Origin of the sequence: Bradyrhizobium sp. 132 (assembly GCF_023074185.1) — a bacterium.
Lineage (GTDB): Bacteria > Pseudomonadota > Alphaproteobacteria > Rhizobiales > Xanthobacteraceae > Bradyrhizobium.
In genome coordinates this window covers 1-21,894 of record NZ_JADPKY010000159.1, presented here as the reverse complement: position 1 = coordinate 21,894, position 21,894 = coordinate 1, and the positions used below count along the sequence as shown (strand labels likewise).

The window sequence follows — 21,894 nt, the reverse complement described above, 5'->3', positions numbered from 1 at the left end:
CAGGGTCTTCACCGGCATCATGAGGGACACGTGTCCGCCCGAGAGCCGCCGAAAAAGGATCGCCATGCCGCCGAATCGGGATGCCCCGACCGCACCAGACCGCCTTCCCTTTGCGGCAAAAAAGCTTAGAACGCTTCTATGAAAGGGGCCCATGCGAGGGCCCCAAAACCTCGAGATTTCAGCCCATGAACGCTCCTACCGCCTTCCCCGACCCGTCAAAACCCGTTCCGCCCTACAAGCACACGCCGCTGTTTCCGCTGGGCAGGGACGAGACGCCCTACAAGAAGATCACGGCCGAGGGCGTGCGGGTCGAGAAGGTCCTGGGGAAAGACATGCTGGTGGTGTCGCGTGAGGCGCTGCGGGCACTGTCCGAGGCGGCTTTCGGCGACATCAACCACTATTTGCGGCCGGGGCATCTGAAGCAGCTCCGCGCGATCCTGGAGGACGGCGAGGCGAGCCCGAACGACAAGTTCGTCGCGCTGGATTTTCTGAAGAACGCCAACATCGCGGCCGGCGGCGTGCTGCCGATGTGTCAGGACACCGGCACCGCGATCATCATGGGCAAGAAGGGCTGCAACGTCATCAGCGACGGCGACGACGAGGCCGCGCTCTCGGAAGGCGCGCGCGATGCTTACCTGCGCCGCAATTTGCGCTACTCGCAGGTCGCGCCGCTCTCGATGTACGAGGAAAAGAACACCGCCAACAACATGCCGGCGCAGTGCGAGATCTACGCCGAGGGCGATGACGCCTACAAGTTCATGTTCATGGCGAAGGGCGGCGGCAGCGCCAACAAGAGCTTCCTGTTCCAGGCCACGCCCTCGGTGCTGACCAAGGACCGGCTGCTCGCCTTCCTGAAGGAGAAAGTGTTGACGCTGGGCACTGCTGCGTGCCCGCCCTATCACCTCGCCATCGTGATCGGCGGCACCTCGGCCGAACTCTGCATGAAGACGGTGAAGCTCGCCTCGGCCCGCTATCTCGACGCGCTGCCGACCCACGGTTCGCCCGACGGCAACGCGTTCCGCGATCTCGAAATGGAGCAGGAAATTCTGAAGATGACGCAGTCGCTCGGCGTCGGCGCGCAGTTCGGCGGCAAGTATTTCTGCCACGACGTGCGCGTGATCCGTCTGCCGCGTCATGGCGCCTCGTTGCCCATCGGGCTCGGCGTGTCCTGCTCCGCTGACCGCCAGGTGCTCGGCAAGATCACGAAGGACGGCGTCTATCTCGAAGAGCTCGAGCACAACCCGGCGCAGTATCTGCCGCAGGTGGAGCAGGCGCTCGGCGGTGAGGTCGTCAAGATCGACCTCAACCAGCCGATGAAGGATATTTTGGCGACGTTCTCGAAGTACCCGACCAAGACACGGGTCTCGATGAGCGGCACCATGATTGTCGCGCGCGATTCCGCGCATGCCAAGCTGCGCGAGCGGTTGGATAAGGGCGAGCCGCTGCCGGACTATTTCAAGAACCACCCGGTCTATTACGCCGGGCCCGCCAAGACGCCCGAGGGCTACGCCTCCGGCGCGTTCGGCCCGACCACCGCAGGCCGCATGGATTCCTTCGTCGACCAATTCCAGGCTGCCGGCGGTTCGATGGTGATGGTCGCCAAGGGCAACCGGGCACCTGCCGTGCGCGAGGCCTGCAAGAAGTATGGCGGCTTCTATCTCGGCTCGATCGGCGGCGCCGCGGCGAACCTTGCCGAGCACTGCATCAAGAAGGTCGAGGTGCTCGAATATCCGGAGCTCGGCATGGAAGCGATCTGGCGCATCGAAGTCGTCGACTTCCCGGCGTTCATCATCATCGACGACAAGGGCAACGACTTCTTCAAGGAGTTGAATTTGGGCTGAGGCGGCGTTCCCCGGATGCTGCGCAGCATGAAATGATGCGCTGCTGATCCGGGATCCATTTTGGCAGCATGGGTCCCGGCTCTGCGACGCACCGCTTCGCGCTGCATCGCGTCCGAGACACGAGACTTACGCGCTCAGCTACAATTGGTGACCTGGTTGGAGCACAGCGCGCGCCACCAGCCACGGACGCCGTCCTGGCTCTCGACAAGGCCCCGGAGGCGGCTGCAAGCAAGGCTGCGCTTCGGCCCGCCGTCGGTGGTCCGATAGGCCGTGCCGGCGACATAGCCTGCCGGCACCATAGCGAGCGCGCTTGCCTGCCACGCCGGTTCGGCATCGTCCGCGCGCGCCGAGTGCGCGCACGGTTGCCGCGCAACCTTACGCGCGCGTGCCGGTGAATGGGAAGCTGCCCATCGGGCCGATGCCCATCTCCCCGCTCATGCTGTCGCCGGAGACGGTTCCGATGAATTCGAGCGTCAATGGCATCGGATTGGTGATCGAGACCTTCCAGTTGACGGCATCTCCGCTGACGGCGCCGTCGAAAATCTCGGCGGTATTGCCTTCCGCACCCTGCGTGCCGTTAAGCGTGCCGCCGGCGGCCGTGAGGCTCAGCGTCGCCTTGCGCTCGCCCATGGGCGTCGTCATGGTCAGAGTCCAGTTGCCGTCCACGGCCATTCGGGTCTCCCATAATTCCGGCGGACCGCGACGATCCGCGGGCCAGTCCCGGGCCGAGCGTATAGCGCAACTCGCAGCAGCTGCCTACGCTCCGTTGGAGGCATTCAGGCGCGGGCGGCCGCGCGCCGTCGGCTGGTGACGATGAGGCGAAGCACGACATACTGCACGGCAAAGGCGAGGATCTTGGCGCCGCCTGCGACCACCGTGATGTAGAACACCCACAGCTTCAGATCGCCTGTGGAGGCGACCGCGATCATGCCGACACCGATCACGAACATCAGCCCCGCCCAGGCATAGCCCGCGGCCGTCACATATTCCGGGACGGTCTCGACGACGATCGCCGGCATGTAGCGCAGCATCCAGCCGCGCTTGAGCATGATGAGGCCGATCGCGAAATGCGCGATCGAGGGCTTCGCCAGCATGAAGCGGGGATCGTTGGTCAGCAGCGTGACCGTGCCCAGCACCACGACGAGCGCGACGCTCGCATAGGTCATGTAGTTGAGCTGCTGTCCCTTGACGCGGGCGTAGATCACCTGCGCGATTGCTCCGGCAATCGCAGCCGACGTTGCCAGGACGATGTTGTCGGTGATGAGGTAGATGACCAGGAAGACGATGGCGGAGAGGAAGTCGGAAGCGAGGCGGGCGAATACGTCCTTCATCGTCGATCCTGTTCAGCGTGTGTGGGGCATTGCGCTGGATGGCGTAGCGTACTTGATCTGGCGATACTCCGGATACCATTTTGTGAAATAGATCGCGCTGTTGCGGGCCGCGAAGGCGACCGCAAGGCTCGACCACAGCGGCAAGCCGGGGACATAGAGCAGCACGAGATTGGCAGCCGCCATCAAGAGCGCGGCCGCGGTCCATGCACCGGTGATGACGTAATTGGCATAGAGAAAGCCGGGCATCGCCGCTGCCTCGGCCGGCACGGCCTCGAGCGCGTATTGCAGCGTGAAGGGACGGCGGACCAGCATCGAGCCGAGCGAGATGACGAAGATGCCGATGTCGACCGACAGCTTGACACCGAGCGTGCCGAGCGCCGGGTCGAACAGCGCGAGGTGGAGGCCGATCGCGGCAAACAGCAGCGCCGAGCCCATGGCCAGGATCTTCACGGAGCGGCCGCGCACGACATCGATCGCGACGGTGGCGAGACAGATTGCCGCGGCCACGAACACGCTGATCGTGGCCGATGTCGTCAGCATCAGGAAGGTGTAGGCGCCGTAGGGCGCGAGGATCAGGAAAATCGCCATGGTCCGCCTCGGTCAGGCCAAATCTTTACGATGTAAAGATCAGTAGTTCAGGGACGAAGCAGGGTCAAGCGATATCTTTACAGTGTCAAAATTACGTAAGCGACTTCCAAAAACTGAATTGTTGCAACGGCTTGCTCGGTGATTTCGTCAGCGAATTCCGCCCAGGGCAGGTGCGACAGGACGGGTAGCGCGCAGGCGATCGAGAGGCCGAGGGCGAGCAAGATACCGCCGTTGAAGATGGTTTGGCCGCTCCGCCTCAGCCGGATCATCTGGAGTGAGAGCGCGGCGCAGATCAGGACGAGGACGACGAGACAGTCCGCAGTGATCGAGGGCATGTGCATCAGAGACCTCTACGGTGACATCCGCGATGACGAGCGATAGCTACTGCGCGCCGACCCAATTGCCGTGAAAGCCATCGGGCACGCGGTGGCCGAGCTGCACCAGTGCGACGGGGCCGGCCTCGACATCGGTGGCATTGAACACGGCGAGGTCGCTGCGGTTCTCTCGCGCACGCCAGACCACTGCGAGCAGCCAGCCGTCGCCTTCCGCTGCATCCGTCGATCGCTCGACGAACACCGGTTCGGAAATGGTGTCGCCGGCCGGCAGCAGATAATGGCCGAGGCGCTTTCCATTGCCGTCGACATGAACGATGCCGGACAGCGCGCCGAACATCGGCAGCCGCGGATTGGCGCAGGCGTACCAGCCGTGACGGTTCATCAGTCCGGCGCGGCGGTCGTCGATGCGCGGGAATTCGCCGGTGAGATCGTCGAGATAGGTCTGCTGGAAGCGGTCGGTATTCCCCGAGAGATCGAAGGTCCAGCGGCAGTGCCGGGCAAACGATTTCTTGGGATCGGTGGGTGTGCCGTCGGGATGGGTAAATAGCGGTGCTTCCTCGAACTGCATGACGTCGGCGATGATACGGTCGCCGTCCTCCCACGCATTCATGACGTGGAAGACGTAACAGGCTTCAGCGCGAAACCAGACGATGTCCTTCGCGCTGCCCTTGCGCTTGACCACGCCGACATAGGCGCCCTTGTCCGGCTCCCAGGCATAGGGCGGCCGCCCGCTCATCGCACGCTCCATGCTGCCGGTGACGGGCAGGATCGGAAACAACACATGGTTCGCGGTGACGATGAAGTCGTGCACCATGCTGGCATAAGGCGCTTCGAACCGTTCGAAGCGCGTCGCCTTGCCGGACGCGTCGATCGACCCGTAGGAGAGGGCAGGCGTCAGCGGTCCCGCGGCGTTGTAGCCGAAGAACACCAGCTCGCCGGTGACGGGATCGACCTTGGGATGGGCTGTGAAACTGCCGGCGACGCGGCCCTGATAATTCTGATAGCCGCGCGTCGCGAGCGTGCCCGGCTCGATCTCGGTCGGCAGGTGCGCTTCTTCCAGCGCCAGCAGCTTGCCGGCATGGAAGATGATGTTGGTATTCGCGACGCCGCCGTCGGTGAGGTTCGCTGGCGCATCCGGCAGCTTGCGGCCGAACCCGCCGAACAATGCGCGGCCGGCATCGTGCTCGGCCAGCCATTTCGGCGTGCGGACCCAGCGGTTGCGATAGCTGGCGCGGCCGTTATCGAGGCGAAAGGCGTGCAGCATGCCGTCGCCGACGAACCAGTGCGCGCCGGGTGCATCGAACTGGGGATTGGGGCCGTTGCGATAGAGCGTGCCGTTCAATTCGCGCGGCAATTCGCCGATGATCGTGAGGAACGGTGCGTCGGCCTCGAATGGAATCGGCGCGAGGTTGTGGCGGCGTTCGGCAACGGCGTCCTGCTGCACAGTCTATCTCTCTCTATCTTTACATCGTAAAGATGAAATAGTTCCGATCGTCGCGGCCGTCAAGTGAAATCTTTACACTGTCAATATTGCGTCTTATAGCTTGTTGATGGGCAAGAGCGATACCAGGACCGAATCCCCGCGGCGCGCGCGCACGTCGCGAAAGACATCATCGGCAGCGACACCGCCGCGTTCCGCGCGACGGCCGGCGAGCGTCAAGACCGAGGAGCCATATCACCACGGCGCGCTGCGCGAGGCGCTGCTCCGGGCCGCCGAACGGGTGCTGGAGCGCGAGGGGCTCGCCGGCCTGACATTGCGCGCGGTGGCGCGCGAGGCGGGCGTCTCGCATGCCGCGCCCACCCATCATTTCGGCGACCTCATGGGGCTTCTCAGTGAGCTCGCGGCGGTCGGCTTCCGCCAGTTCAATGCGGCGATGGCGTCATCCTGTGACGCCGCTACCACGCCGCTCGCGCGCGCGCTGGCGCGGCCGAAAGCCTATGTCGCCTATGCCCAGGCTCATCCCGGCATGTACGGCATCATGTTCCGCACCGAGCGCCTCGACTATTCCAGGCCGTCGCTGCACGAGGCGGCCGAAGCTTCTTTCGCCGGGCTCGCCAATGCCGTCGGCATGATGCGGCAGGAGCAGATCAGCGGCGATGCGCTGACGCTCAATCAGGGCGCCGCGATCGCGCGCGCCTGGTCGATGGTGCACGGTTTTACCACGCTGCTGCTCGACGGACGGCTTTCGGACATTCTGGGACGGCTGCCCGAGGGGACGACGGCCGAACGCCTGCTCGAGGCGATGCTGGTGGCACCCATAACCGGGAAGCCGCCGGGTCCCTGATCAATTGGGACATGATGCCAGGCGAACGCCTAGCGCATCGTCGCCAGCTCCACGGCGCGGCCGCGGGCGCCGATGATCTTCACCTCGTCCTTGCCGCAGCGAAAACTGCGGGCAAAGTCATCTGCGGCCTTGCGGGCGAGCTCATTGCTGTTCGGGTTAGCGATCGCGTCGACATAGGCGACGTGGCAGACCGGTCCCGGCGGCAGCCGGGTCACGACGAGCATGGCCTTGGTGTTCGGCCGCCCCTGCTTGTCGAGGTCGGTGCCATCGGCGATGTGCCAGCGCTGAATGATCGCAAACGGTTTTGCGGCCGCTGCGCGCCACTCGACGGCTGTTTCGGACGAGTTGAACGGGCCGAACCAGACTTTTGCCGCCGGTTCCTCGGCCGCCGCCTTGCGATTGCGGCCGACGGAAACGATTTCGCGAAGATCGTCCTCGGCAATCAGGACCACGAGACCATCCTTGCCCTTGCAGACCCGCGTGGTGCTGCCGTCGAGCTCGCCGGGCTTGCCGATTTGACGGCAATCCTTCGGCGCCGTCGAGGTGTAGGCGCTGCCCATGGATTGGGCTGCGGCGCAGTCGAGACCGGTGCACAACAGCAACACGGCCATGCCTGCGGTGGTGATGCGGTTCATGACAACGCCTTTGATCGAGCGGGAACTCCGTACCATCAGACGTCTTGATTGTGGGCAAGGTTCAAACAGCGTCGACAGACACCTGACAGCGGCGCGGAATCGTTCTAGAAGGGCGGCTTCGCTTGAGGCATCGGGCCTCGTTCGCGGTCCTCTTTCTCCTGATCATGACAGCCATCTCCTCGCAAAAATCCTATCGTGTCGGCCGCTCGAAAACCGGGCTCGGCCTCTTCGCCACTCAGCCGATCAAGAAGGGCACCCGGATCATCCGTTATTACGGACCGATCCTGGACTCGCGGATTCCCGAGCAGGACGACATCGAGAACAAATACCTGTTCGAGCTCAACGGCCGCTGGACCATCGACGGCTCGGTGCGCAAGAACCTCGCGCGCTACATCAACCATTCGTGCCGGCCCAACGCCGAATCCGACGTCCGGCCGCGCGAGCGCAAGGTCTTCATCCGCGCCATCAAGAACATCGAGCCGGGCGACGAGATCAACTATGACTACGGCACCGACTATTTCAAAGCCTATCTGAAGCCGATCGGCTGCAAGTGCGCCTCGTGCGAGAAGAAGCGCAAGAAGCTTCGCGCGGAAGCGCGGGTCGAGCGCGCCAAGGTGAAGGCGCGCGCGGAACGTAAAGCGCAGAAGGCGGGGGCGAAGGCCCCCAAAAAGAAGAAGCTCAACGGCCACGCGGTTGGCAAGAAGAACGGCCGCGCGCGGGCGTAGCCTGCACTTGCGCAGCTGCCTCCCGCCGTCCTGGATGCCCTGGCTTGACCGGGGCATCCAGGACGGCGCGGCTTATCCGCATACGTCCACTGTGTCTGGAATACTGTCTCTGGAATAATGCGTCGCCCGGTTAAACCGGGCGACGACTGGTAGCGTTCAGCCTTACGCCGCCACCACGCTGCCGCTCTTGCGCAATCCCACATACTGCAGCTCGGCAAACACGCCGGTCGCAATCGCCTGCGCCACGACCATGAGCTCGCCGGCAAGGTTCGGCGATACCGCGCCTGAGAACAGCAACGCGATGCTGCCGACCGTCCAGGCCGCGTTGCCGACCACGACCAGCAGCACGAGCGGCTTCGCCACAGAGGCGCGCGAGGCAAGCCAGCCGACGAGCGCGGCGTAGGCGATCAGGAACAGGCCGGTCTCGCGCAGCAGCGCTTCGGGCAGGTTGAACAACGACGCGAACGCGCCGGCGCCGAAAGTGAGACCGAGAGCGGAGACGCCGCTGAAGATTGCGTCGGCAAGAAGCGCGCGGCGGAGGAAGCTGGATGCGTCGATCATCGTGGTCTCCATGGTTGGGTTGGGCTCGAGGTGAAACTCAGTGCAATCCGCGCCACCAGGCGCGGAGCAGGCGGGCGAGATGGAACGGGCAGAGCGTCTTGCCGACGCTGTGCTCGAAGGCTGTGACCTGCGCGACGACATAGTCGCCGGTCGAATGCACCAGCGGCTCGGGCATGTTGAGGGCGCGCGCCAGCATCCGGGTTGCGAACGCCATGGCCCAGGGAACAAGGTGGTCTGCGACGGTCCGGTAGAGCAGCAATGCGATCATGATCGTCTCCTGTTGCGACCGAAGATGAGCCGGCCCGTGGCCCAATTCGATTACCTCCGACGTAATGGAAGAGCCGAAATCCGCGTGCTAGGTTTTCGACCATGAACGCACATGCATCCACGGCACAGGCCGAACCCAGCCAGCCCGTCCATATCGGCGACCATCTGCGCGAATGGCGGCAGCGCCGCCGCATGAGCCAGCTCGATCTCGCAGGCGAGGCCGAGATCTCGGCGCGGCATTTGAGTTTCGTCGAGACCGGCCGCGCCGCACCCTCGCGTGACATGGTGCTGAGGCTCGCCGAACGTCTCGACGTGCCCTTGCGCGAACGCAACGTGCTGCTGGTCGCGGCCGGCTATGCCCCGGCCTTTCCGCAGCGCCCGCTGGAGGATCCCGCCTTGAAATCAGCCCGCCAGGCGATCGACCTCGTCCTCAAAGCGCATGAGCCCAACCCGGCGCTGGCTTATGACAGGCACTGGAATCTGGTCTCCGCCAACCGCATGCTGGCGCCGCTGCTCGCCGGCATCCCCGCGCGGCTGCTAGGCCGGCCCTTGAACGTGCTGCGGCTCGCCTTGCATCCCGAGGCGCTGGCGCCGCGCACGGTCAACCTCGCGGAATGGTGCGGGCATCTTTTGGAGCGGCTGCACCGGCAATGCGAGGCAACCGCCGATCCCGAGCTGATCAGGCTCCACAACGACCTGAAGAGCTATCCGATCCCGGCGCGCGCGGCGCCGCTGTCGAGCGACAATGTCGCGATCCCCTTCAAGCTGCGCCATGACGGAGAGATACTAAGTTTCTTCTCCACCACCATGGTGTTCGGCACGCCCGTCGACATCACGCTGTCGGAGCTGGCGCTGGAGACGTTCTTTCCGGCCGACGAGCGCACAGCCGAACGGCTGAAGCAGATGGCGGCAGCCATGACCTAGCACCCATGACCTAGCACCCTTGCCTCGGGGCGGGTTCGGCTTATCTTGGGGCGAACCCGCGAAGTGCCCGAAGGAGGCCCTGATATGAGCACGCTAAAGCCGCTCCAGATCGACGTCGTCTCCGACGTAGTGTGCCCCTGGTGCTATATCGGCAAGCACCGGATCGAGAGCGCGCTGGCGCTGGTGCCCGACGTTCCGGTCAAGCTGAAATTCCGCCCGTTCTTTCTCAATCCCTGGGTGCCGCGCGAAGGCATCAGCCGCGAGGCCTATCTCACCCAGAAGTTCGGCTCGGTCGAGGCTTATAAGGGCATTGCCGGCCGTGTGGTCGCGGCCGCAAGCGAAGAGGGCCTCACTTACAAGCCCGAGCTTGTCGCGCGTCAGCCCAACACGACCGACTGCCACCGCCTGATCCTCTGGGCCGAGACGATCGACAAGGCACCCGAGATGAAGCAGCGCCTGATGGAGCTGTACTTCCGCGACGGCGGCGACCTCACCGATGTGAGCGTGCTGGTGCAGGCGGCTGCCGATGTCGGCCTCGACGCCGACGACGTGCGCAAGCGCCTTGCCACCGACGAGGACGTCGCGCGCGTTTCGGCGGACGCACAGGAAGCCGCCGAGAAGGGCATCTCCGGCGTGCCGACCTATGTGTTTGCGCAGAAATACGCCGTCTCCGGCGCACAGGATCCCAACATGCTCGCGCGTGCCATCCGTGAGGTCTCGGCGGAGATCAACGCCCAGGCGGCGGAGTAGTTTTCTCCTATTTGCGGAGCAGGCGGACCGCGCGTCGCGCGGTCTCGTGCGCGACGTTGAGGCCGATCAGCGCTCCATGAACAAGCGCCACGATCGGATCGTTCCGCCGCAGCGGGATCAGCACATCGCCGATTGCGAAGCGCCCGCGCCAGATCGGGTTGATCATGGGGTGGTCAGCGCTCGCGGTCGAATCCGCGCTGGCGATGGCGGGATCGGCGCAGAGGTGGCGGGTGAGCTCGAGAGTGAGCTGCACGCCTGGCGAATATTTTGCAAAGCGTTCGTCGATGCCGAGCTTGAAGAAGAAAGCGCGGTCCTGATGACGCAGCACGATACCGGCGGCCACTGGAATCGTACCGGCGCGCAAGGTCACAATCTCGCACTGCGCGGTCTCTGCCAGCGTCGCTACGGCGCGGCGGATGAAGGTCGCATCGCCCGCGTGCTGGATCAGCGCGGTGCCGCGCTTGCCTTTCCAGCCGCTGGCCTCGAGCTGCAGGAACGTTTCGAGCGCAGGTCCGATCTCGTCGGGCCGCCGTGCGACCTCGAACGCGACGGCGCCATGCTCTTCGAGACGATGGCGCTGGCGGCGCAGCTCCTTGAGCTTGCGGGCGCCGAGCGCCTCGCGCAACAGCGTCTCGCCATCCTGCGTCGCATCGAGGCTGGCGCGGATGTAGGAGCTGAGGATTTTCGGCGGCAGGCCGTCGCGATGCAGGACCTGATTGAGGGCGGTCATCGCCGCCCCGTCGAGCGCGACGTCGTTGAGCACGAGCGCATGCGCTCCGGCTTCGCGCGCCCGCTGCAACAGACGCGTGGCGGCTTCCATCGGAGCGTCGCGGTCGATCAGCGGGCTGCACAGCGTGCCATAGGGATGCGCGCTCACCAGCGCGGGCAGGGGGATATTCCACGCGCGCCAGAGCGAGGTCACCGGCATCAGCCCGATCAGCCGGGCCGAGGCTCCGTCGAAAGCGGGAAGCGCCGAGGCATCCGTGCGGCCGCGCGCGGATGCGCTCACGGCGAGCTCCCAGCCCGGCAAATAATATCCATTCGGTTCGATCGCGCGCTGCGCGAGCGCGCGCCATTGGCCGGGTTCGATCGCCGTAAGAGGGACGCGCGCGCGCGATGCCGCGGCATGCTTTGCCGATGCCGGATTGGTCGCAGCCTGGTGCGCGATATCGACCACGTCCCGTCGTCCCCGTTCAGGAGGCCATGTTTAGCGCAAAGATTGGAAAATACAGTTGGGACGCCGCTTCAATTCGAGTGGTAATATTAACGTCTCATTGAGCATGAGGGCGCTCGGCGGCCGGACGCCCCGATGGATACGCCGGAATTGCTCTCGACCCGGAGGATCATCATGGTTGCCACACCTTTCACGCCGATTGCGTCGCTCCTTGGTGGCGCATTGATCGGTCTGTCCGCCGTGCTCCTGATGTGGACGGCGGGTCGGATCGCCGGAGTCAGCGGTATCGTGGCGCGGCTGTTTCCGCCTTACGAGGATCGGCAATTCGCCGGCCGGCTCGCCTTCGCCGCTGGCCTCGTCATCGCGCCCATCCTGGTGCGCCTAGTCACGGGAAGCCTGCCGGCGCAAACGATCGCGGCGGCAACGCCGCTTCTGATTGTCGCCGGATTGCTCACCGGCTTCGGCGCGGTGTGGGGCAGCGGCTGCACGTCCGGCCATGGCGTCTGCGGCCTGTCGCGACTGTCGGTGCGCTCGCTGGTCGCGACCATCACCTTCATGGCGACCGGCGTGGCGACGGTTTTCGCGATGCGGCACTGGAGCTGATCGCGATGGCCATTCTTGTTCAATTCGCGATCGGCCTGATCTTCGGCCTCGGCCTCATCGTCTCCGGCATGTCGAACCCGGCAAAGGTGCTGAACTTTCTGGACGTCGGCGGGATCCCGAGAGGGACCTGGGATGCTAGCCTCGCTTTCGTGATGGCCGGCGCGGTCGCGGTGACCTTCGTCGGCTTCAGCCGCGTCTTGAAGCTCGCGCGGCCTGTCTTCGCCGACCGCTTCTACATTCCGACGCGAAGAGACATCGATCCCAACATTATCACCGGTCCCGCCATCTTCGGAATCGGCTGGGGCCTTGGTGGCTTTTGTCCAGGACCGGCTTTGACCGCGCTTGGATTCGGTTCGGCCTCCGCGTTCATCTTCGTCGTTGCGATGTGCGCCGGCATGGTGCTCGCCCGCTTCATCGCGCAGCTCACGTCGTCAACGCGTATCGTCGCGCCGACCGATCCGCTCGAAACCTGAACTCGAAACCTGACATGGAACAGGACCGGGCGAGTTGTCTCGTCCAGTCCTGCCCATTACAATCTTATTGACTACCAGCGGTCCCCGCCGACACCGACGCCCACGCTGACGCCGGGTGTGCGAATGCCGACGCCGCCGCGCGGACCATCGTCCCAGTCGCGATGGCTGCGGCGCTCGTAATAGCGCTCGCGCGGCATGGTGTTATAGGAATCGCGCACGATCACGCGCTCACCGCGACGGCTGCGGTAGCAATTGCCGGAATCATCGCAGACGAGCCGGACCTGCTGAACGAGATCGGGGCTGGTGTATTCGCTGGTCGTGTAGATGTCGGCGGCCTTCGCGCCGCTCGCTGCGGCCAAGGCTCCGACTCCGGCCAGCAGTGCAATCGTGAATGTCCTCATCGTGTCCTCCTCCGAAACTGCCCTCGGCGGTAACAAGAAGGGGAGGCGGTGATCGTTCCGACCGTGATGCTGGTTTTTCCCGGAACCGGATCGCGTGTCGGTTTGGACCGTTGTTAGATCGGCTCGTAGTTTTCCGACCCGCAAATGTCGTCCGCTTCGGCGCGCCGGCGATCGACCACTTTTCCGCCGGTGATGGTCACGATGTAGGTCTGGGCGCCGAGCGCCGAGCCGGTCGCGGAGGTCAGCTGGGCGCGGACGCAGGCTGTCCAGCCCGGTCCCCTCACCTCACGATGGGGCGTGGCGACATGCACCTCGCGGGGATTGGACGTGCTGAGGAAAACGAATTCGATCTGCTCGCGCACGACGCGCTTGACGTCGGGCGGCGATTCGGGTGGCGCCTGCTCGGCTTCTTTGATGCGCATGAACTCCGGCACCGGTGCGCGGCTATCGGCAAAGCCGCACGCACCGAGCGCGAGCACGCCGGCCAGCAGCGCTGCTTGAGCAATAATCCGCAACATCCCGTGAAGGTCCCCCGCGGGCCAACAGATAGGCACGAATGCGATCCGACGAAGTCCCGGCCGATCAAGATTTCCTGAAGGCAGGATTCCTGAGGGCCTGGACCCGCGGTATTTGCTATTCCGGGATTGCAGGCTAGTTTGTGCCCAGACGGTGGGGAGCCAATGAGGATTTTGGTCATAGCGGCCGCGGTGCTGGCGCTGACGGTTGTCTCGGCGCAAGCGCAGATGGGTGGCGGCAGACGCCAGCCTAACGAGGGCGGGCAGAAGGCGGACAACAAGCCAAAGGTCGACGAGAAGGCCTACAAGGCCGCGCTCGAGCGCATTCCCGAGTCCAAGGAGAAGTATGATCCGTGGAGCGGGGCGCGTCCGCCTGAACCTGCCAAGAAGCCGAAATAGATGGGGCGGGCGTTGGCGACCCGCCCCTGCTATTTGGCCGCTCTCATCACGCTCCTCCTGTTTTCGTCGCGGCCAGGCATCGCCTGGGAGAGCTGGGGTGGCGATCCCGGCGGCTCGCGCTTCTCGCCATTGCGAGAGATCACGCCCGACAATGTCGACAACCTCGTTCGGGCCTTCGAATTCCACACGGGCGATCTCGCGGCGCGGCCGTCCGGGCTGATGCGGCGGACCAAATTCCAGGCGACGCCGCTGTTCGTCGAGGACAGCCTGGTCTTCTGCTCGCCTTTCAACGAGGTGATCGCGCTCGATCCCGGCACGGGCGCGCAGAAATGGCGCTACGATCCGAAGATCGCGATCAACCAGCGTCCCGCCAATCGCTACGTATGCCGCGGCGTCACCTACTGGGTCGACGATGAGGCGCCTGTAGATGCCGCATGTCGATCGCGCATCTTCATGGGCACGAACGATGTCCGCCTGATCGCGCTCGATGCGAAGACGGGAATCCCCTGCGCCGGCTTCGGCAAGGGCGGTGAGGTCAGGCCCGATATCGGCACGAAGCTGGAATGGCCGGGCGAATTCCAGATCACCTCGCCGCCGGCGGTCGGCCGCGGTGTCGTCGTGATCGGATCCGCGATCGGCGACAACCGCCGCGTCGACGCGCCAAGTGGCGTCGTGCGCGCGTTCGACGCGCGCACCGGTCAAATGCGGTGGACATTCGAGCCGCTGAAGCGCGACGGTATCGAAGCCGGTCACGCCAATGTCTGGGCGCCGATGTCGGTCGACGCCACGCGCGGGTTGGTGTTCCTGCCGACATCCTCTCCATCGCCGGATTTCTGGGGCGGCAAGCGGCCGGGCAACAACGAGCATGCCAATTCGGTGGTCGCGCTGCGCATCGAGACCGGCGAGCTCGTATGGGCATTCCAGACCGTGCACCACGACGTCTGGGATTACGATCTGCCGGCGCAGCCGACGCTCACGCGCATCGACACTGGAGAAGGTCAGCGCGATGTCGTGATCCAGCCAACCAAGCAGGGCTTTGTCTTCGTGCTCGATCGCGATACCGGCAAGCCGGTGTGGCCGGTCGAGGAGCGCAGCGTTCCGCAGGGGGCCGCGGAAGGTGAACGGCTGTCGCCCACGCAGCCATTCCCGACACATGTGCCGGCGCTGACGTCGCAGACGATCTCGGCAGATGATGCGCTCTCGTTCTTGCCCGGCTTGCGCCGGTCTTCTTGCGAACGCCAGTTCGCGGAAGCGCGCAACGAGGGGCTGTTCACACCTCCTTCAACGCAAGGCACGCTGGAATACCCCTTCACCGGCGGCGGCGTGAACTGGGGCAGTGCGGCCTTCGATCCCGTCAACCAGATCCTCTATGCCAACACCAGTCGCGCCGTTCATCTGATCAAGCTGATTCCGCGCGCGGAGGCTGCCGGATTCAATCCGCCGCCCGGCCACGATTTTGGCCAGCAGAATGGCGCGCCGTTTGCGATGTCGCGGGCGATGGTGACATCGCCGCTCGGTTTTCTTTGTAACAAGCCGCCCTGGGGCGAAATGGTTGCGGTCGATCTGAAGGCTGGCAAGATCCTCTGGCGTTCGACCGTCGGCACAACCGAGGATCTGGCGCCGCTCGGCGTGCCGCTCCCCTGGGGCGCTCCGCTCCTCAACGGGCTCGCGGTTACCGCAGGCGGGCTCGTCTTCACCGGCGCGATGGACGCCTATTTGCGCGCCTTCGATGCACGAAGCGGAAGCGAACTGTGGCAAGGCCGGCTGCCGGTGCCCGGCGTCGCCAATCCCATGACCTATCTCTGGAAGGGCGAGCAGTATGTCGCCATCGGCGCCGGCGGCCACTCCGAGGCAGGCACCTCGATCGGCGACAGCGTCGTTTCCTTTCGCCTGGCACGGCCGGGCGAGGGGCCGTCGCTATGGTCGCGTACCATCGATCGTCCCGGTGGACGATTTTTTGCGGCATCATCGGCGGTCGCGCTCGCGATCGTCGCGCTCGTGGTTGCAAGCCTGCGCTGGCGGCGCCGGCGTCGTATCGCGCGAACATGACCCAGCATCGCGCGCGCGATGCGAACGTTCATTCACATCATATGCACTACTGTACGAAAGCGAGGCCGATGCGCCTGTCGCTACGCCAGACGGTGCGGCAATTCCGCACGACATTGTCGCGCGCGATCGCGAGCGTGAACGATTGCGGTAATGTGACGGCGGCGTCGAGGTCGATCGCGGCGCCGTTCGCCGACATGTTTCGCACCGTGCACGCGATGCCGTTGTTTTCAAAGGTGATCGTTCCCCCCTTGAAAACACGGTAGCGCTGCGCTGCACGTTTCTCGATCATCGCGTTAATCCATAATGACGTTTGTAAAATAGCGAGTAGAAATTACGTTGAAATAAACTCAATACTGGCGCTACTTGCACTGCGCTTCAGACTTCGTTTACGACGTCGAAGCGGAGGTCACTCCGCCGACTTTCCCCACAAGCCTTTCCTTTATGGCGTTACGCGCCGATGGAGATATTGATGAAGACCACGCTTTCGCTTCTGTTCGCCGCGGCGCTCTCGCTGTCGTCGATGCCCGCGCACGCCACCAAGCTCGATCTTGCGACCATGAGCTGCAAGCAGTTCCTCGAGAGCGGCGACGACACCATCAAGATGGTGCTGACCTGGATGGACGGCTGGTACAAGGGCGACGAAGAGAACGCGATCATCGACACCGACGTGTTCGTCGAGAACGCCAAGCAGTTCGGCAGCTATTGCGGAAAAAATCCGAACGTCAGCATCGTCACTGCGGCCGACGAGGTGCTCGGCAAGTAACTTCTCGTGTGCGACGCCGCGACGCGCGATCGCGTTTCGCCTCGCGGCATAACTCCATCGAAAGCCGCGGTGCGCCTTGCGCTCACGCGGCTTTCTTCTTTTCGGCTGATGCCTACCCCGGCAGCATCGCGAACGCGCTCGACACCATCGCCACCGGCTTGTTGTCGGTGGCCGAGAGCAGCGTGACGCGGCCAAAGCTCATGGTGCGTCCGAGTCGCACCACGCGGGCGTCGGCCAGCACGTCCGACGAGGAGACGGCGCGCATGAAATGCGTGGTCTGGTCGACCGTCGTCATCGGACGATAGCCGCGGTTGGCGGCGAGGTTCGCGATCACCATCGCCGTGTCGGCGAGCGCCATCAGCGCCTGGCCGCAGACCACGCCGCCGTTGCGGCACAGCCGTTCCGAGAACGGCATGCGCAGGAGCGCTGCCGGCTGCCAGTCCGGCATGTCCGGCGGCGGCACGTGCTCGATGCTTTCGACCGACAGGTTGAGATCCTGGACCCAGGGCGCAAAGACCTCGCCGAGGATGCGTCTGGCGTCGGTGATGCCGAACTCGGCTTCTGGCTGCGATGGCATTGCTGTCGTTCCCTCCCGTGTTGCCGGATATTTCGGCCATGTGAGCGGATCGGCGCGGCAAAGTCACCCGGTCAGCCGCGGGTCCTGTCGGCTTGAAAATGCCTGACTTCGCCCGATATGATGCCCCGCAGTGGGGATGGGTGGATGATGTTGCGTCGGTATGTCCTCGTGTTTGGTCTGGTCGCGCTCGGCCTCGCGCTGAACGGGTGCACCAAGTGCGGGCCGATCTGGGACGACTGGCTACAGGCGCCGAAATCGTGCAAATCGGACCGGCTCTAGGGCCGAGCGGTCCCCGCGGTCGCGACCCGGCTGCGACAAGGGCGACAAGGCGCGGGCGATCCGCGCCGCCATGGATGATCAAGGAGTCGATGATGAAGCTTTTCCGTATGGCCGCGGTGCTGGCTGTCCTGGCGGTACCGGCCGTGCTGGCGGGACCGGCCTATGCGCAAATGCCCAATCTCAATTTGCTGCAGGAAGGGCCGAGCAAGACCCCCGAGGAGAAGGCCGCGGAAGCCGAGCGTGACAAGGCCTACAAGGAAACGCTGAAGAAGATTCCGGACTCCAAGGCGTCTAACGATCCATGGGGCGGCATGCGCTCCGATCCGCCGAAGCAGCCGGCGGTGCCAAAGGCCTCGGCCGCAACCGGTGCGCCGAAGAAGAAATCCGGCACGACTGCCAATTGACCGTCTGACCGATCGGAGGCGGCTGACGCCTCCGGCCGGGACTCCTGTTCGACCGGCCTGCTTCCTACATCTCGTGAGAGCGTATTTCGAGGAGGCAGGACATGGCCGATCGTCCGCGGGATCTCGCCGAGCGGATGGCGCGCCGGCGCAAGCTGGGCGGCAAGCCCGGCCCGACGGCCGGCGACGGCTATCTGCGCGAGACCTTCACGCTGCCGCGCGCGGCGGCGCGGGAGAGGGCGCAGGCTTTCTTCGCCCGCTACCCCAAGGCCGGCTATATGAGCGCGGTCGAGAACTGGCGCGAGCTGCCCGGCGGCGACATCGAATTCACGATGCGGCGGCTGCCCAGCGCGGATTAGGGGCAGCCCTATTCGAAGGTTTCGGATGTGATGCGGATCCGGAACACGGGCTCCTTGGCCTCGTCCAGCAGCTCCATGTGCCATTCGGAATTTTCCTGGAGCTTGCGGGCGATGCCGGCGGCCATGTCGGCGCAGACGCTGGTCATCTCCTTCCAGGCCAAATCGCGATCGGCAAATTCCGACGCCTGGTCGGCACAGCCGGAATAGCGGCCGTTCCGGATTCGGAAGAAGTAGAGCGGCATGGTTGGCACCGATCGCGCGTGACATCCCCCAGGGAAGGCCATCCCTCAAGGCCATCCCTCAAGGTCATCTTTCAAGGTCATGGGCGCGCGCACTCCAATCCCAAACCATCCCGAGATCAATTCCGGGCGGCTACGGAATACATCCGGGGCGCCCGTGCCCGTGGTTCTCCGACCATGAACGAAGTTCCTGGGTCCCGCAGGGGCGCTGCGACGGCATGTGGCTTGCTTGGCCTGATGACGGCCAAACAACATGGGCGCATCATGCTCGGCATTCCTCGCCGCTACTCTCATTTCGTCTTCGGTGTCATCCAGTCCGGCCTGACCTCGCTGATCGCGGCGGGGATTGCCAGCTTTCCCGCAGGGACCGCGATGGTCTTCCTCACGCACTGGATGGTGTCGTGGCTGATCGCATGGGTCGCAATGCTGCCGATCGTGCTGCTCGCAGCGCCGGCGATCCGCGCCTTCTCGCTGCGGCTGACGCGGGAAGAGGGGGGCTCGCAAACCGGCCGGCCGGCATGAAAAAACCCCGCTTGGGGAGAGCCAAGCGGGGCAGAAGGTTATTGGAGGCTGAGGTGCTGGGCTGCAACACCATAGCCAGATGAGCCTAGCCGGCTCAGCTTACGACAGCCTGACAATGACGCGAATCGGATCCGGCCCGCTGCGTTCGCTCGTGCCCGGCAACAGAAAACCCCGCTCGGGGAGAGCGGGGTCGTAGTCTGGGTATGGAGGCCCGGTGTTGGTCAACCGGACACGACCAGAGCAGGAGAGCAGGCTTACGCGCGCCTGACAGTAGCGGCGAAAGTCGAGGCCGCAGACTGGCCCCGCACCCGTCCCAATTTCGACATCCGTTCGCACAACTCAGGACACAACGGCGGGCGAGATTTCGCACCGACGGTGCTGCCATGGGGGAAACGTGGCGCGCCGGCAACGGGGTGGCATCATGGACAACGTAGAGCGGTCATTCGCCGCCGCGACGGCGGCTGGCTTCGTGGTGCTGGTGATCGGCATCGGGTTGCTGGTTCTGCTGTAGGGGTGGTGCAGGCATGCCGTGAGACGGCGGCCGGCCCGATCCAAATTGCGCTTCGGTGGTGGAAGGCGCATGCGCGGCTTTCAAAAAATCGAAAACAACCCCATGCACAGTAGCTCTCTGGAAAATGTCCCCGTTCCATCAACGACTTACAGGTAGTATCTGGATACCATATCGTGCCCGGACTCGCCACCGGGATATGCGAATCCCGACTCCCGTGCCGGTCCCTTGCGATGAACAGGCGGCCGCTCCGGCGGGCATTGTCTCCGGCGCGGTCCGGGCGGCGGGCACCGCCACCGCCACCGCCTGCCGCGTTCGGCGGCGTGTCCTTCGTCGGCGCGGAAGCCCGTCCTGTGCGGACTAATGAACCTTGATCGCGTCCAGCGGCAAACGGAGCTCGGCGGCCCGCTCTTCGCGATCCTTCTTGCGAAACTCGTTTTCCTTGCGCTCGAACTTGATCATCTCTTGCCGCGCGGCCTCCAGCAGGCGATTGCGCCTGGTCGTATCGTGGTGCGTGTCCGTCATGACTGAGATCCCCGGAGTTGCGGTCCCGTGTCCCGGAAGAAGGCCGCAGACGGCAAAAAGGTTCGGTGCCGCAGGATTACGGAATTCTGACGGCGTCCAGGTCATCGGTCTTTGATGTGCGTCAGCCAGCACCCCAAATCTGCAAAAGAACATATTGCGAACCTAGAACAAATAGGGTACGTTGTTTTATCGCCGCGCCGTCCCCGCCAGCCGTTTGTCCCTCTAGCGAATCCTCGCCATAAGGAGCACGACCCAATGTCTACCACTGCCCTGCGTATCGTCGAAGGATCTTCCATGGACAAGAGTAAAGCTCTGGCCGCCGCGCTCTCCCAGATCGAGCGGCAGTTCGGCAAGGGCTCGGTGATGAAGCTCGGCAAGAACGACCGCTCGATGGATGTCGAGGCGATCTCCTCGGGCTCGCTGGGGCTTGATATTGCGCTCGGGATCGGCGGTTTGCCGAAGGGGCGCGTCGTGGAAATCTACGGGCCGGAATCCTCGGGCAAGACAACGCTGGCGCTGCACACGGTGGCGGAAGGGCAGAAGAAGGGCGGCATCTGCGCCTTCATCGACGCCGAACACGCGCTTGACCCGGTCTATGCGCGCAAGCTCGGCGTCAACATCGACGAACTCCTAATCTCCCAGCCGGACACCGGCGAGCAGGCGCTGGAAATCTGCGACACGCTGGTGCGCTCGGGCGCGGTCGATGTGCTGGTGATCGATTCGGTTGCGGCGCTGGTACCGAAAGCCGAGCTCGAGGGCGAGATGGGCGATGCGTTGCCGGGTCTGCAGGCCCGCCTGATGAGCCAGGCCCTGCGCAAGCTGACCGCGTCCATCAACAAGTCCAACACCATGGTCATTTTCATCAACCAGATACGGATGAAGATCGGCGTGATGTACGGTTCGCCGGAAACCACCACTGGCGGCAATGCGCTGAAATTCTACGCCTCGATCCGTCTCGATATCCGCCGCATCGGCGCAATCAAGGAGCGTGACGAGGTGGTCGGCAACACCACCCGGGTCAAGGTGGTAAAGAACAAGCTGGCGCCGCCTTTCAAGCAGGTCGAGTTCGACATCATGTATGGCGAAGGCGTCTCCAAGATGGGCGAGATCCTCGATCTCGGCGTCAAGGCCGGCATCGTCGAAAAATCCGGCGCATGGTTCTCCTATGACAGCCAGCGTCTCGGCCAGGGCCGCGAGAATTCGAAAGCGTTCCTGAAGGCCAATCCTGATATCACCGCCAAGATCGAAACCTCGATCCGCCAGAACTCCGGCCTGATCGCCGAGCAGATTCTCGCCGGCAGCCCCGAGCGTGACGCCGACGGCGACGAGCCGGCGGACGAGTAAGCGTCAAGCCTAGAGTTTTTCGCGAGGAGCGGGCGCTGAAGACGTTGAGTTGCCGACGTCGTCAGTGCCCGTTTCGTTTTGCGTTGCATTGATCAGGTGGTGCGATGAAGCGTCTGATCTTGACCAGTTCGTTCGGAAGCGGGCTCGCCCGATCGGGGTTAGCGGAGCTTGTCATTTCATCCTCGTTTCACTTCGAGTGGGGACCGCTGCCCTCGCCCGAAAAGCTCGCAGCCTATTTCGCGGCGCGCTCCGCGAATCTCGGGCCAGGTGATCATTGGTCTGATTGGGGCATCCGGTGGCCCAAGGGCATCAAGGATCGCAAAGACTTGCCCCTTGCGGACTTCTGCGAGCGATATGACGTGATCGAACTTTGGTTCGATCCAGCTCCCAACGATCAATTGCAGCTCGTCTGCTTGCTGGACCTAGGGTCTGTTGGGATTCATCTGGAGTTTATCGCGGCCGCGGCCAGATAGATCATTGAAGTGAAGCTCTGGTCGGTCTTGTCGGCGCGCATTGCGATG

31 protein-coding genes and 1 pseudogene are annotated in these 21,894 nt (G+C 64.2%); 16 read left to right on the top strand and 16 right to left on the bottom strand.

The annotated features are described in order from the left end of the window. The first annotated feature begins 185 nt into the window (after positions 1 to 185). The gene (locus tag IVA74_RS35020) at positions 186 to 1,841 is read left to right on the top strand and encodes a fumarate hydratase (protein ID WP_247351926.1); all 1,656 of its coding nucleotides are present in this window, start codon (positions 186 to 188) and stop codon (positions 1,839 to 1,841) included. A gap of 134 nt (positions 1,842 to 1,975) precedes the next feature. Here the strand turns inward: IVA74_RS35020 and IVA74_RS35015 are convergent. The 6 genes and pseudogenes from IVA74_RS35015 to IVA74_RS34990 all read right to left on the bottom strand — a co-directional run. Further along, positions 1,976 to 2,098 (bottom strand): annotated as a pseudogene (locus tag IVA74_RS35015) (SH3 domain-containing protein); the annotation flags it as partial. A 118-nt stretch (positions 2,099 to 2,216) separates the two neighbouring features. Further along, positions 2,217 to 2,513, bottom strand: a complete 297-nt coding sequence (locus IVA74_RS35010; protein ID WP_247351923.1) for a hypothetical protein — start codon at positions 2,511 to 2,513, stop codon at positions 2,217 to 2,219. 104 nt (positions 2,514 to 2,617) lie between these two features. Next, on the bottom strand, positions 2,618 to 3,172 hold the full coding sequence (locus tag IVA74_RS35005; protein WP_247351921.1) for a septation protein IspZ: 555 nt from the start codon (positions 3,170 to 3,172) through the stop codon (positions 2,618 to 2,620). Positions 3,173 to 3,184: 12 nt separating this feature from the next. Continuing rightward, a complete protein-coding gene (locus tag IVA74_RS35000; RefSeq protein ID WP_247351918.1) occupies positions 3,185 to 3,760 on the bottom strand; it encodes a hypothetical protein in 576 nt (191 codons plus the stop codon). Between the two features lie 77 nt (positions 3,761 to 3,837). Beyond that, positions 3,838 to 4,101: a hypothetical protein gene (locus tag IVA74_RS34995; protein ID WP_247351916.1), complete on the bottom strand. Its 264-nt coding sequence runs from the start codon at positions 4,099 to 4,101 to the stop codon at positions 3,838 to 3,840. A 40-nt stretch (positions 4,102 to 4,141) separates the two neighbouring features. Continuing rightward, entirely contained in the window at positions 4,142 to 5,539 is a 1,398-nt protein-coding gene (locus IVA74_RS34990; RefSeq protein ID WP_247351914.1) for a carotenoid oxygenase family protein, read from the bottom strand. 106 nt (positions 5,540 to 5,645) lie between these two features. On the opposite strand from IVA74_RS34990, the gene IVA74_RS34985 reads away from it, so the two are divergent. Next, complete coding sequence (locus IVA74_RS34985) at positions 5,646 to 6,380, top strand: TetR/AcrR family transcriptional regulator (RefSeq protein ID WP_247351912.1); 735 nt, start codon at positions 5,646 to 5,648, stop codon at positions 6,378 to 6,380. Positions 6,381 to 6,409: 29 nt separating this feature from the next. Here IVA74_RS34985 and IVA74_RS34980 read toward each other — a convergent pair whose 3' ends face one another. Then, complete coding sequence (locus IVA74_RS34980) at positions 6,410 to 7,015, bottom strand: hypothetical protein (RefSeq protein WP_247351910.1); 606 nt, start codon at positions 7,013 to 7,015, stop codon at positions 6,410 to 6,412. 164 nt (positions 7,016 to 7,179) lie between these two features. Between IVA74_RS34980 and IVA74_RS34975 the strand changes: the two genes are divergently transcribed. Then, positions 7,180 to 7,740, top strand: coding sequence for an SET domain-containing protein (locus IVA74_RS34975; protein WP_247352186.1), 561 nt, complete (start codon positions 7,180 to 7,182; stop codon positions 7,738 to 7,740). A 162-nt stretch (positions 7,741 to 7,902) separates the two neighbouring features. Here the strand turns inward: IVA74_RS34975 and IVA74_RS34970 are convergent, their stop codons facing one another. After that, a complete protein-coding gene (locus tag IVA74_RS34970) occupies positions 7,903 to 8,301 on the bottom strand; it encodes a hypothetical protein (RefSeq protein ID WP_247351908.1) in 399 nt (132 codons plus the stop codon). A 37-nt stretch (positions 8,302 to 8,338) separates the two neighbouring features. Then, the gene (locus IVA74_RS34965; protein WP_247351906.1) at positions 8,339 to 8,569 is read right to left on the bottom strand and encodes a hypothetical protein; all 231 of its coding nucleotides are present in this window, start codon (positions 8,567 to 8,569) and stop codon (positions 8,339 to 8,341) included. Positions 8,570 to 8,670: 101 nt separating this feature from the next. Between IVA74_RS34965 and IVA74_RS34960 the strand changes: the two genes are divergently transcribed. Together IVA74_RS34960 and IVA74_RS34955 are read left to right on the top strand one after the other, a co-directional pair. Continuing rightward, positions 8,671 to 9,492: a helix-turn-helix transcriptional regulator gene (locus IVA74_RS34960; RefSeq protein WP_247351904.1), complete on the top strand. Its 822-nt coding sequence runs from the start codon at positions 8,671 to 8,673 to the stop codon at positions 9,490 to 9,492. 84 nt (positions 9,493 to 9,576) lie between these two features. After that, the gene (locus IVA74_RS34955; protein ID WP_247351902.1) at positions 9,577 to 10,242 is read left to right on the top strand and encodes a DsbA family oxidoreductase; all 666 of its coding nucleotides are present in this window, start codon (positions 9,577 to 9,579) and stop codon (positions 10,240 to 10,242) included. Between the two features lie 7 nt (positions 10,243 to 10,249). Here the strand turns inward: IVA74_RS34955 and IVA74_RS34950 are convergent, their stop codons facing one another. Beyond that, positions 10,250 to 11,419 (bottom strand): GNAT family N-acetyltransferase, encoded by a 1,170-nt coding sequence (locus IVA74_RS34950; RefSeq protein WP_247351900.1) that lies wholly within the window; start codon positions 11,417 to 11,419, stop codon positions 10,250 to 10,252. A 171-nt stretch (positions 11,420 to 11,590) separates the two neighbouring features. Here IVA74_RS34950 and IVA74_RS34945 point away from each other — a divergent pair, with 171 nt between their 5' ends. Continuing rightward, positions 11,591 to 12,019, top strand: a complete 429-nt coding sequence (locus IVA74_RS34945; protein ID WP_247351898.1) for a YeeE/YedE family protein — start codon at positions 11,591 to 11,593, stop codon at positions 12,017 to 12,019. Between the two features lie 5 nt (positions 12,020 to 12,024). After that, the gene (locus tag IVA74_RS34940) at positions 12,025 to 12,492 is read left to right on the top strand and encodes a DUF6691 family protein (protein WP_247351896.1); all 468 of its coding nucleotides are present in this window, start codon (positions 12,025 to 12,027) and stop codon (positions 12,490 to 12,492) included. A gap of 71 nt (positions 12,493 to 12,563) precedes the next feature. Here IVA74_RS34940 and IVA74_RS34935 read toward each other — a convergent pair whose 3' ends face one another. Both IVA74_RS34935 and IVA74_RS34930 read right to left on the bottom strand, forming a co-directional pair. Then, positions 12,564 to 12,893, bottom strand: a complete 330-nt coding sequence (locus IVA74_RS34935) for a hypothetical protein (RefSeq protein WP_247351893.1) — start codon at positions 12,891 to 12,893, stop codon at positions 12,564 to 12,566. Between the two features lie 113 nt (positions 12,894 to 13,006). After that, positions 13,007 to 13,411 carry a hypothetical protein gene (locus IVA74_RS34930; protein ID WP_247351891.1) on the bottom strand — a complete coding sequence of 135 codons (405 nt, stop codon included), beginning with the start codon at positions 13,409 to 13,411 and terminating at the stop codon, positions 13,007 to 13,009. Positions 13,412 to 13,573: 162 nt separating this feature from the next. On the opposite strand from IVA74_RS34930, the gene IVA74_RS34925 reads away from it, so the two are divergent. Next, positions 13,574 to 13,807: a hypothetical protein gene (locus IVA74_RS34925; RefSeq protein WP_247351890.1), complete on the top strand. Its 234-nt coding sequence runs from the start codon at positions 13,574 to 13,576 to the stop codon at positions 13,805 to 13,807. Then, positions 13,808 to 15,856, top strand: coding sequence for a pyrroloquinoline quinone-dependent dehydrogenase (locus IVA74_RS34920; RefSeq protein WP_247351888.1), 2,049 nt, complete (start codon positions 13,808 to 13,810; stop codon positions 15,854 to 15,856). It begins immediately after the preceding gene. A 46-nt stretch (positions 15,857 to 15,902) separates the two neighbouring features. On the opposite strand, the gene IVA74_RS34915 is transcribed toward IVA74_RS34920, so the two are convergent. Further along, entirely contained in the window at positions 15,903 to 16,145 is a 243-nt protein-coding gene (locus IVA74_RS34915) for a PilZ domain-containing protein (RefSeq protein ID WP_247351886.1), read from the bottom strand. 180 nt (positions 16,146 to 16,325) lie between these two features. On the opposite strand from IVA74_RS34915, the gene IVA74_RS34910 reads away from it, so the two are divergent. Continuing rightward, complete coding sequence (locus tag IVA74_RS34910; RefSeq protein ID WP_027567633.1) at positions 16,326 to 16,619, top strand: HdeA/HdeB family chaperone; 294 nt, start codon at positions 16,326 to 16,328, stop codon at positions 16,617 to 16,619. Positions 16,620 to 16,731: 112 nt separating this feature from the next. On the opposite strand, the gene IVA74_RS34905 is transcribed toward IVA74_RS34910, so the two are convergent. Continuing rightward, positions 16,732 to 17,196 carry a PaaI family thioesterase gene (locus IVA74_RS34905; RefSeq protein WP_247351884.1) on the bottom strand — a complete coding sequence of 155 codons (465 nt, stop codon included), beginning with the start codon at positions 17,194 to 17,196 and terminating at the stop codon, positions 16,732 to 16,734. A gap of 144 nt (positions 17,197 to 17,340) precedes the next feature. Here IVA74_RS34905 and IVA74_RS34900 point away from each other — a divergent pair, with 144 nt between their 5' ends. The 3 genes from IVA74_RS34900 to IVA74_RS34890 all read left to right on the top strand — a co-directional run bounded on the left by IVA74_RS34900 (position 17,341) and on the right by IVA74_RS34890 (position 18,235). Further along, on the top strand, positions 17,341 to 17,475 hold the full coding sequence (locus IVA74_RS34900; protein ID WP_247351882.1) for a peptidylprolyl isomerase: 135 nt from the start codon (positions 17,341 to 17,343) through the stop codon (positions 17,473 to 17,475). A gap of 92 nt (positions 17,476 to 17,567) precedes the next feature. Next, a complete protein-coding gene (locus tag IVA74_RS34895) occupies positions 17,568 to 17,879 on the top strand; it encodes a hypothetical protein (protein WP_247351880.1) in 312 nt (103 codons plus the stop codon). A 101-nt stretch (positions 17,880 to 17,980) separates the two neighbouring features. Next, a complete protein-coding gene (locus tag IVA74_RS34890; RefSeq protein ID WP_247351879.1) occupies positions 17,981 to 18,235 on the top strand; it encodes a hypothetical protein in 255 nt (84 codons plus the stop codon). 8 nt (positions 18,236 to 18,243) lie between these two features. Here the strand turns inward: IVA74_RS34890 and IVA74_RS34885 are convergent, their stop codons facing one another. After that, on the bottom strand, positions 18,244 to 18,477 hold the full coding sequence (locus tag IVA74_RS34885; protein ID WP_247351877.1) for a hypothetical protein: 234 nt from the start codon (positions 18,475 to 18,477) through the stop codon (positions 18,244 to 18,246). Positions 18,478 to 18,738: 261 nt separating this feature from the next. Here IVA74_RS34885 and IVA74_RS34880 point away from each other — a divergent pair, with 261 nt between their 5' ends. Then, entirely contained in the window at positions 18,739 to 18,996 is a 258-nt protein-coding gene (locus IVA74_RS34880; protein ID WP_247352184.1) for a DUF2798 domain-containing protein, read from the top strand. Between the two features lie 868 nt (positions 18,997 to 19,864). On the opposite strand, the gene IVA74_RS34875 is transcribed toward IVA74_RS34880, so the two are convergent. Beyond that, positions 19,865 to 20,029: a hypothetical protein gene (locus IVA74_RS34875; protein ID WP_247351875.1), complete on the bottom strand. Its 165-nt coding sequence runs from the start codon at positions 20,027 to 20,029 to the stop codon at positions 19,865 to 19,867. Positions 20,030 to 20,284: 255 nt separating this feature from the next. On the opposite strand from IVA74_RS34875, the gene recA reads away from it, so the two are divergent. Both recA and IVA74_RS34865 read left to right on the top strand, forming a co-directional pair. Then, positions 20,285 to 21,373, top strand: coding sequence for a recombinase RecA (gene recA / locus IVA74_RS34870; protein ID WP_247351873.1), 1,089 nt, complete (start codon positions 20,285 to 20,287; stop codon positions 21,371 to 21,373). A gap of 104 nt (positions 21,374 to 21,477) precedes the next feature. Next, on the top strand, positions 21,478 to 21,846 hold the full coding sequence (locus tag IVA74_RS34865) for a hypothetical protein (protein WP_247351872.1): 369 nt from the start codon (positions 21,478 to 21,480) through the stop codon (positions 21,844 to 21,846). The last annotated feature ends 48 nt before the right edge of the window (positions 21,847 to 21,894 follow it).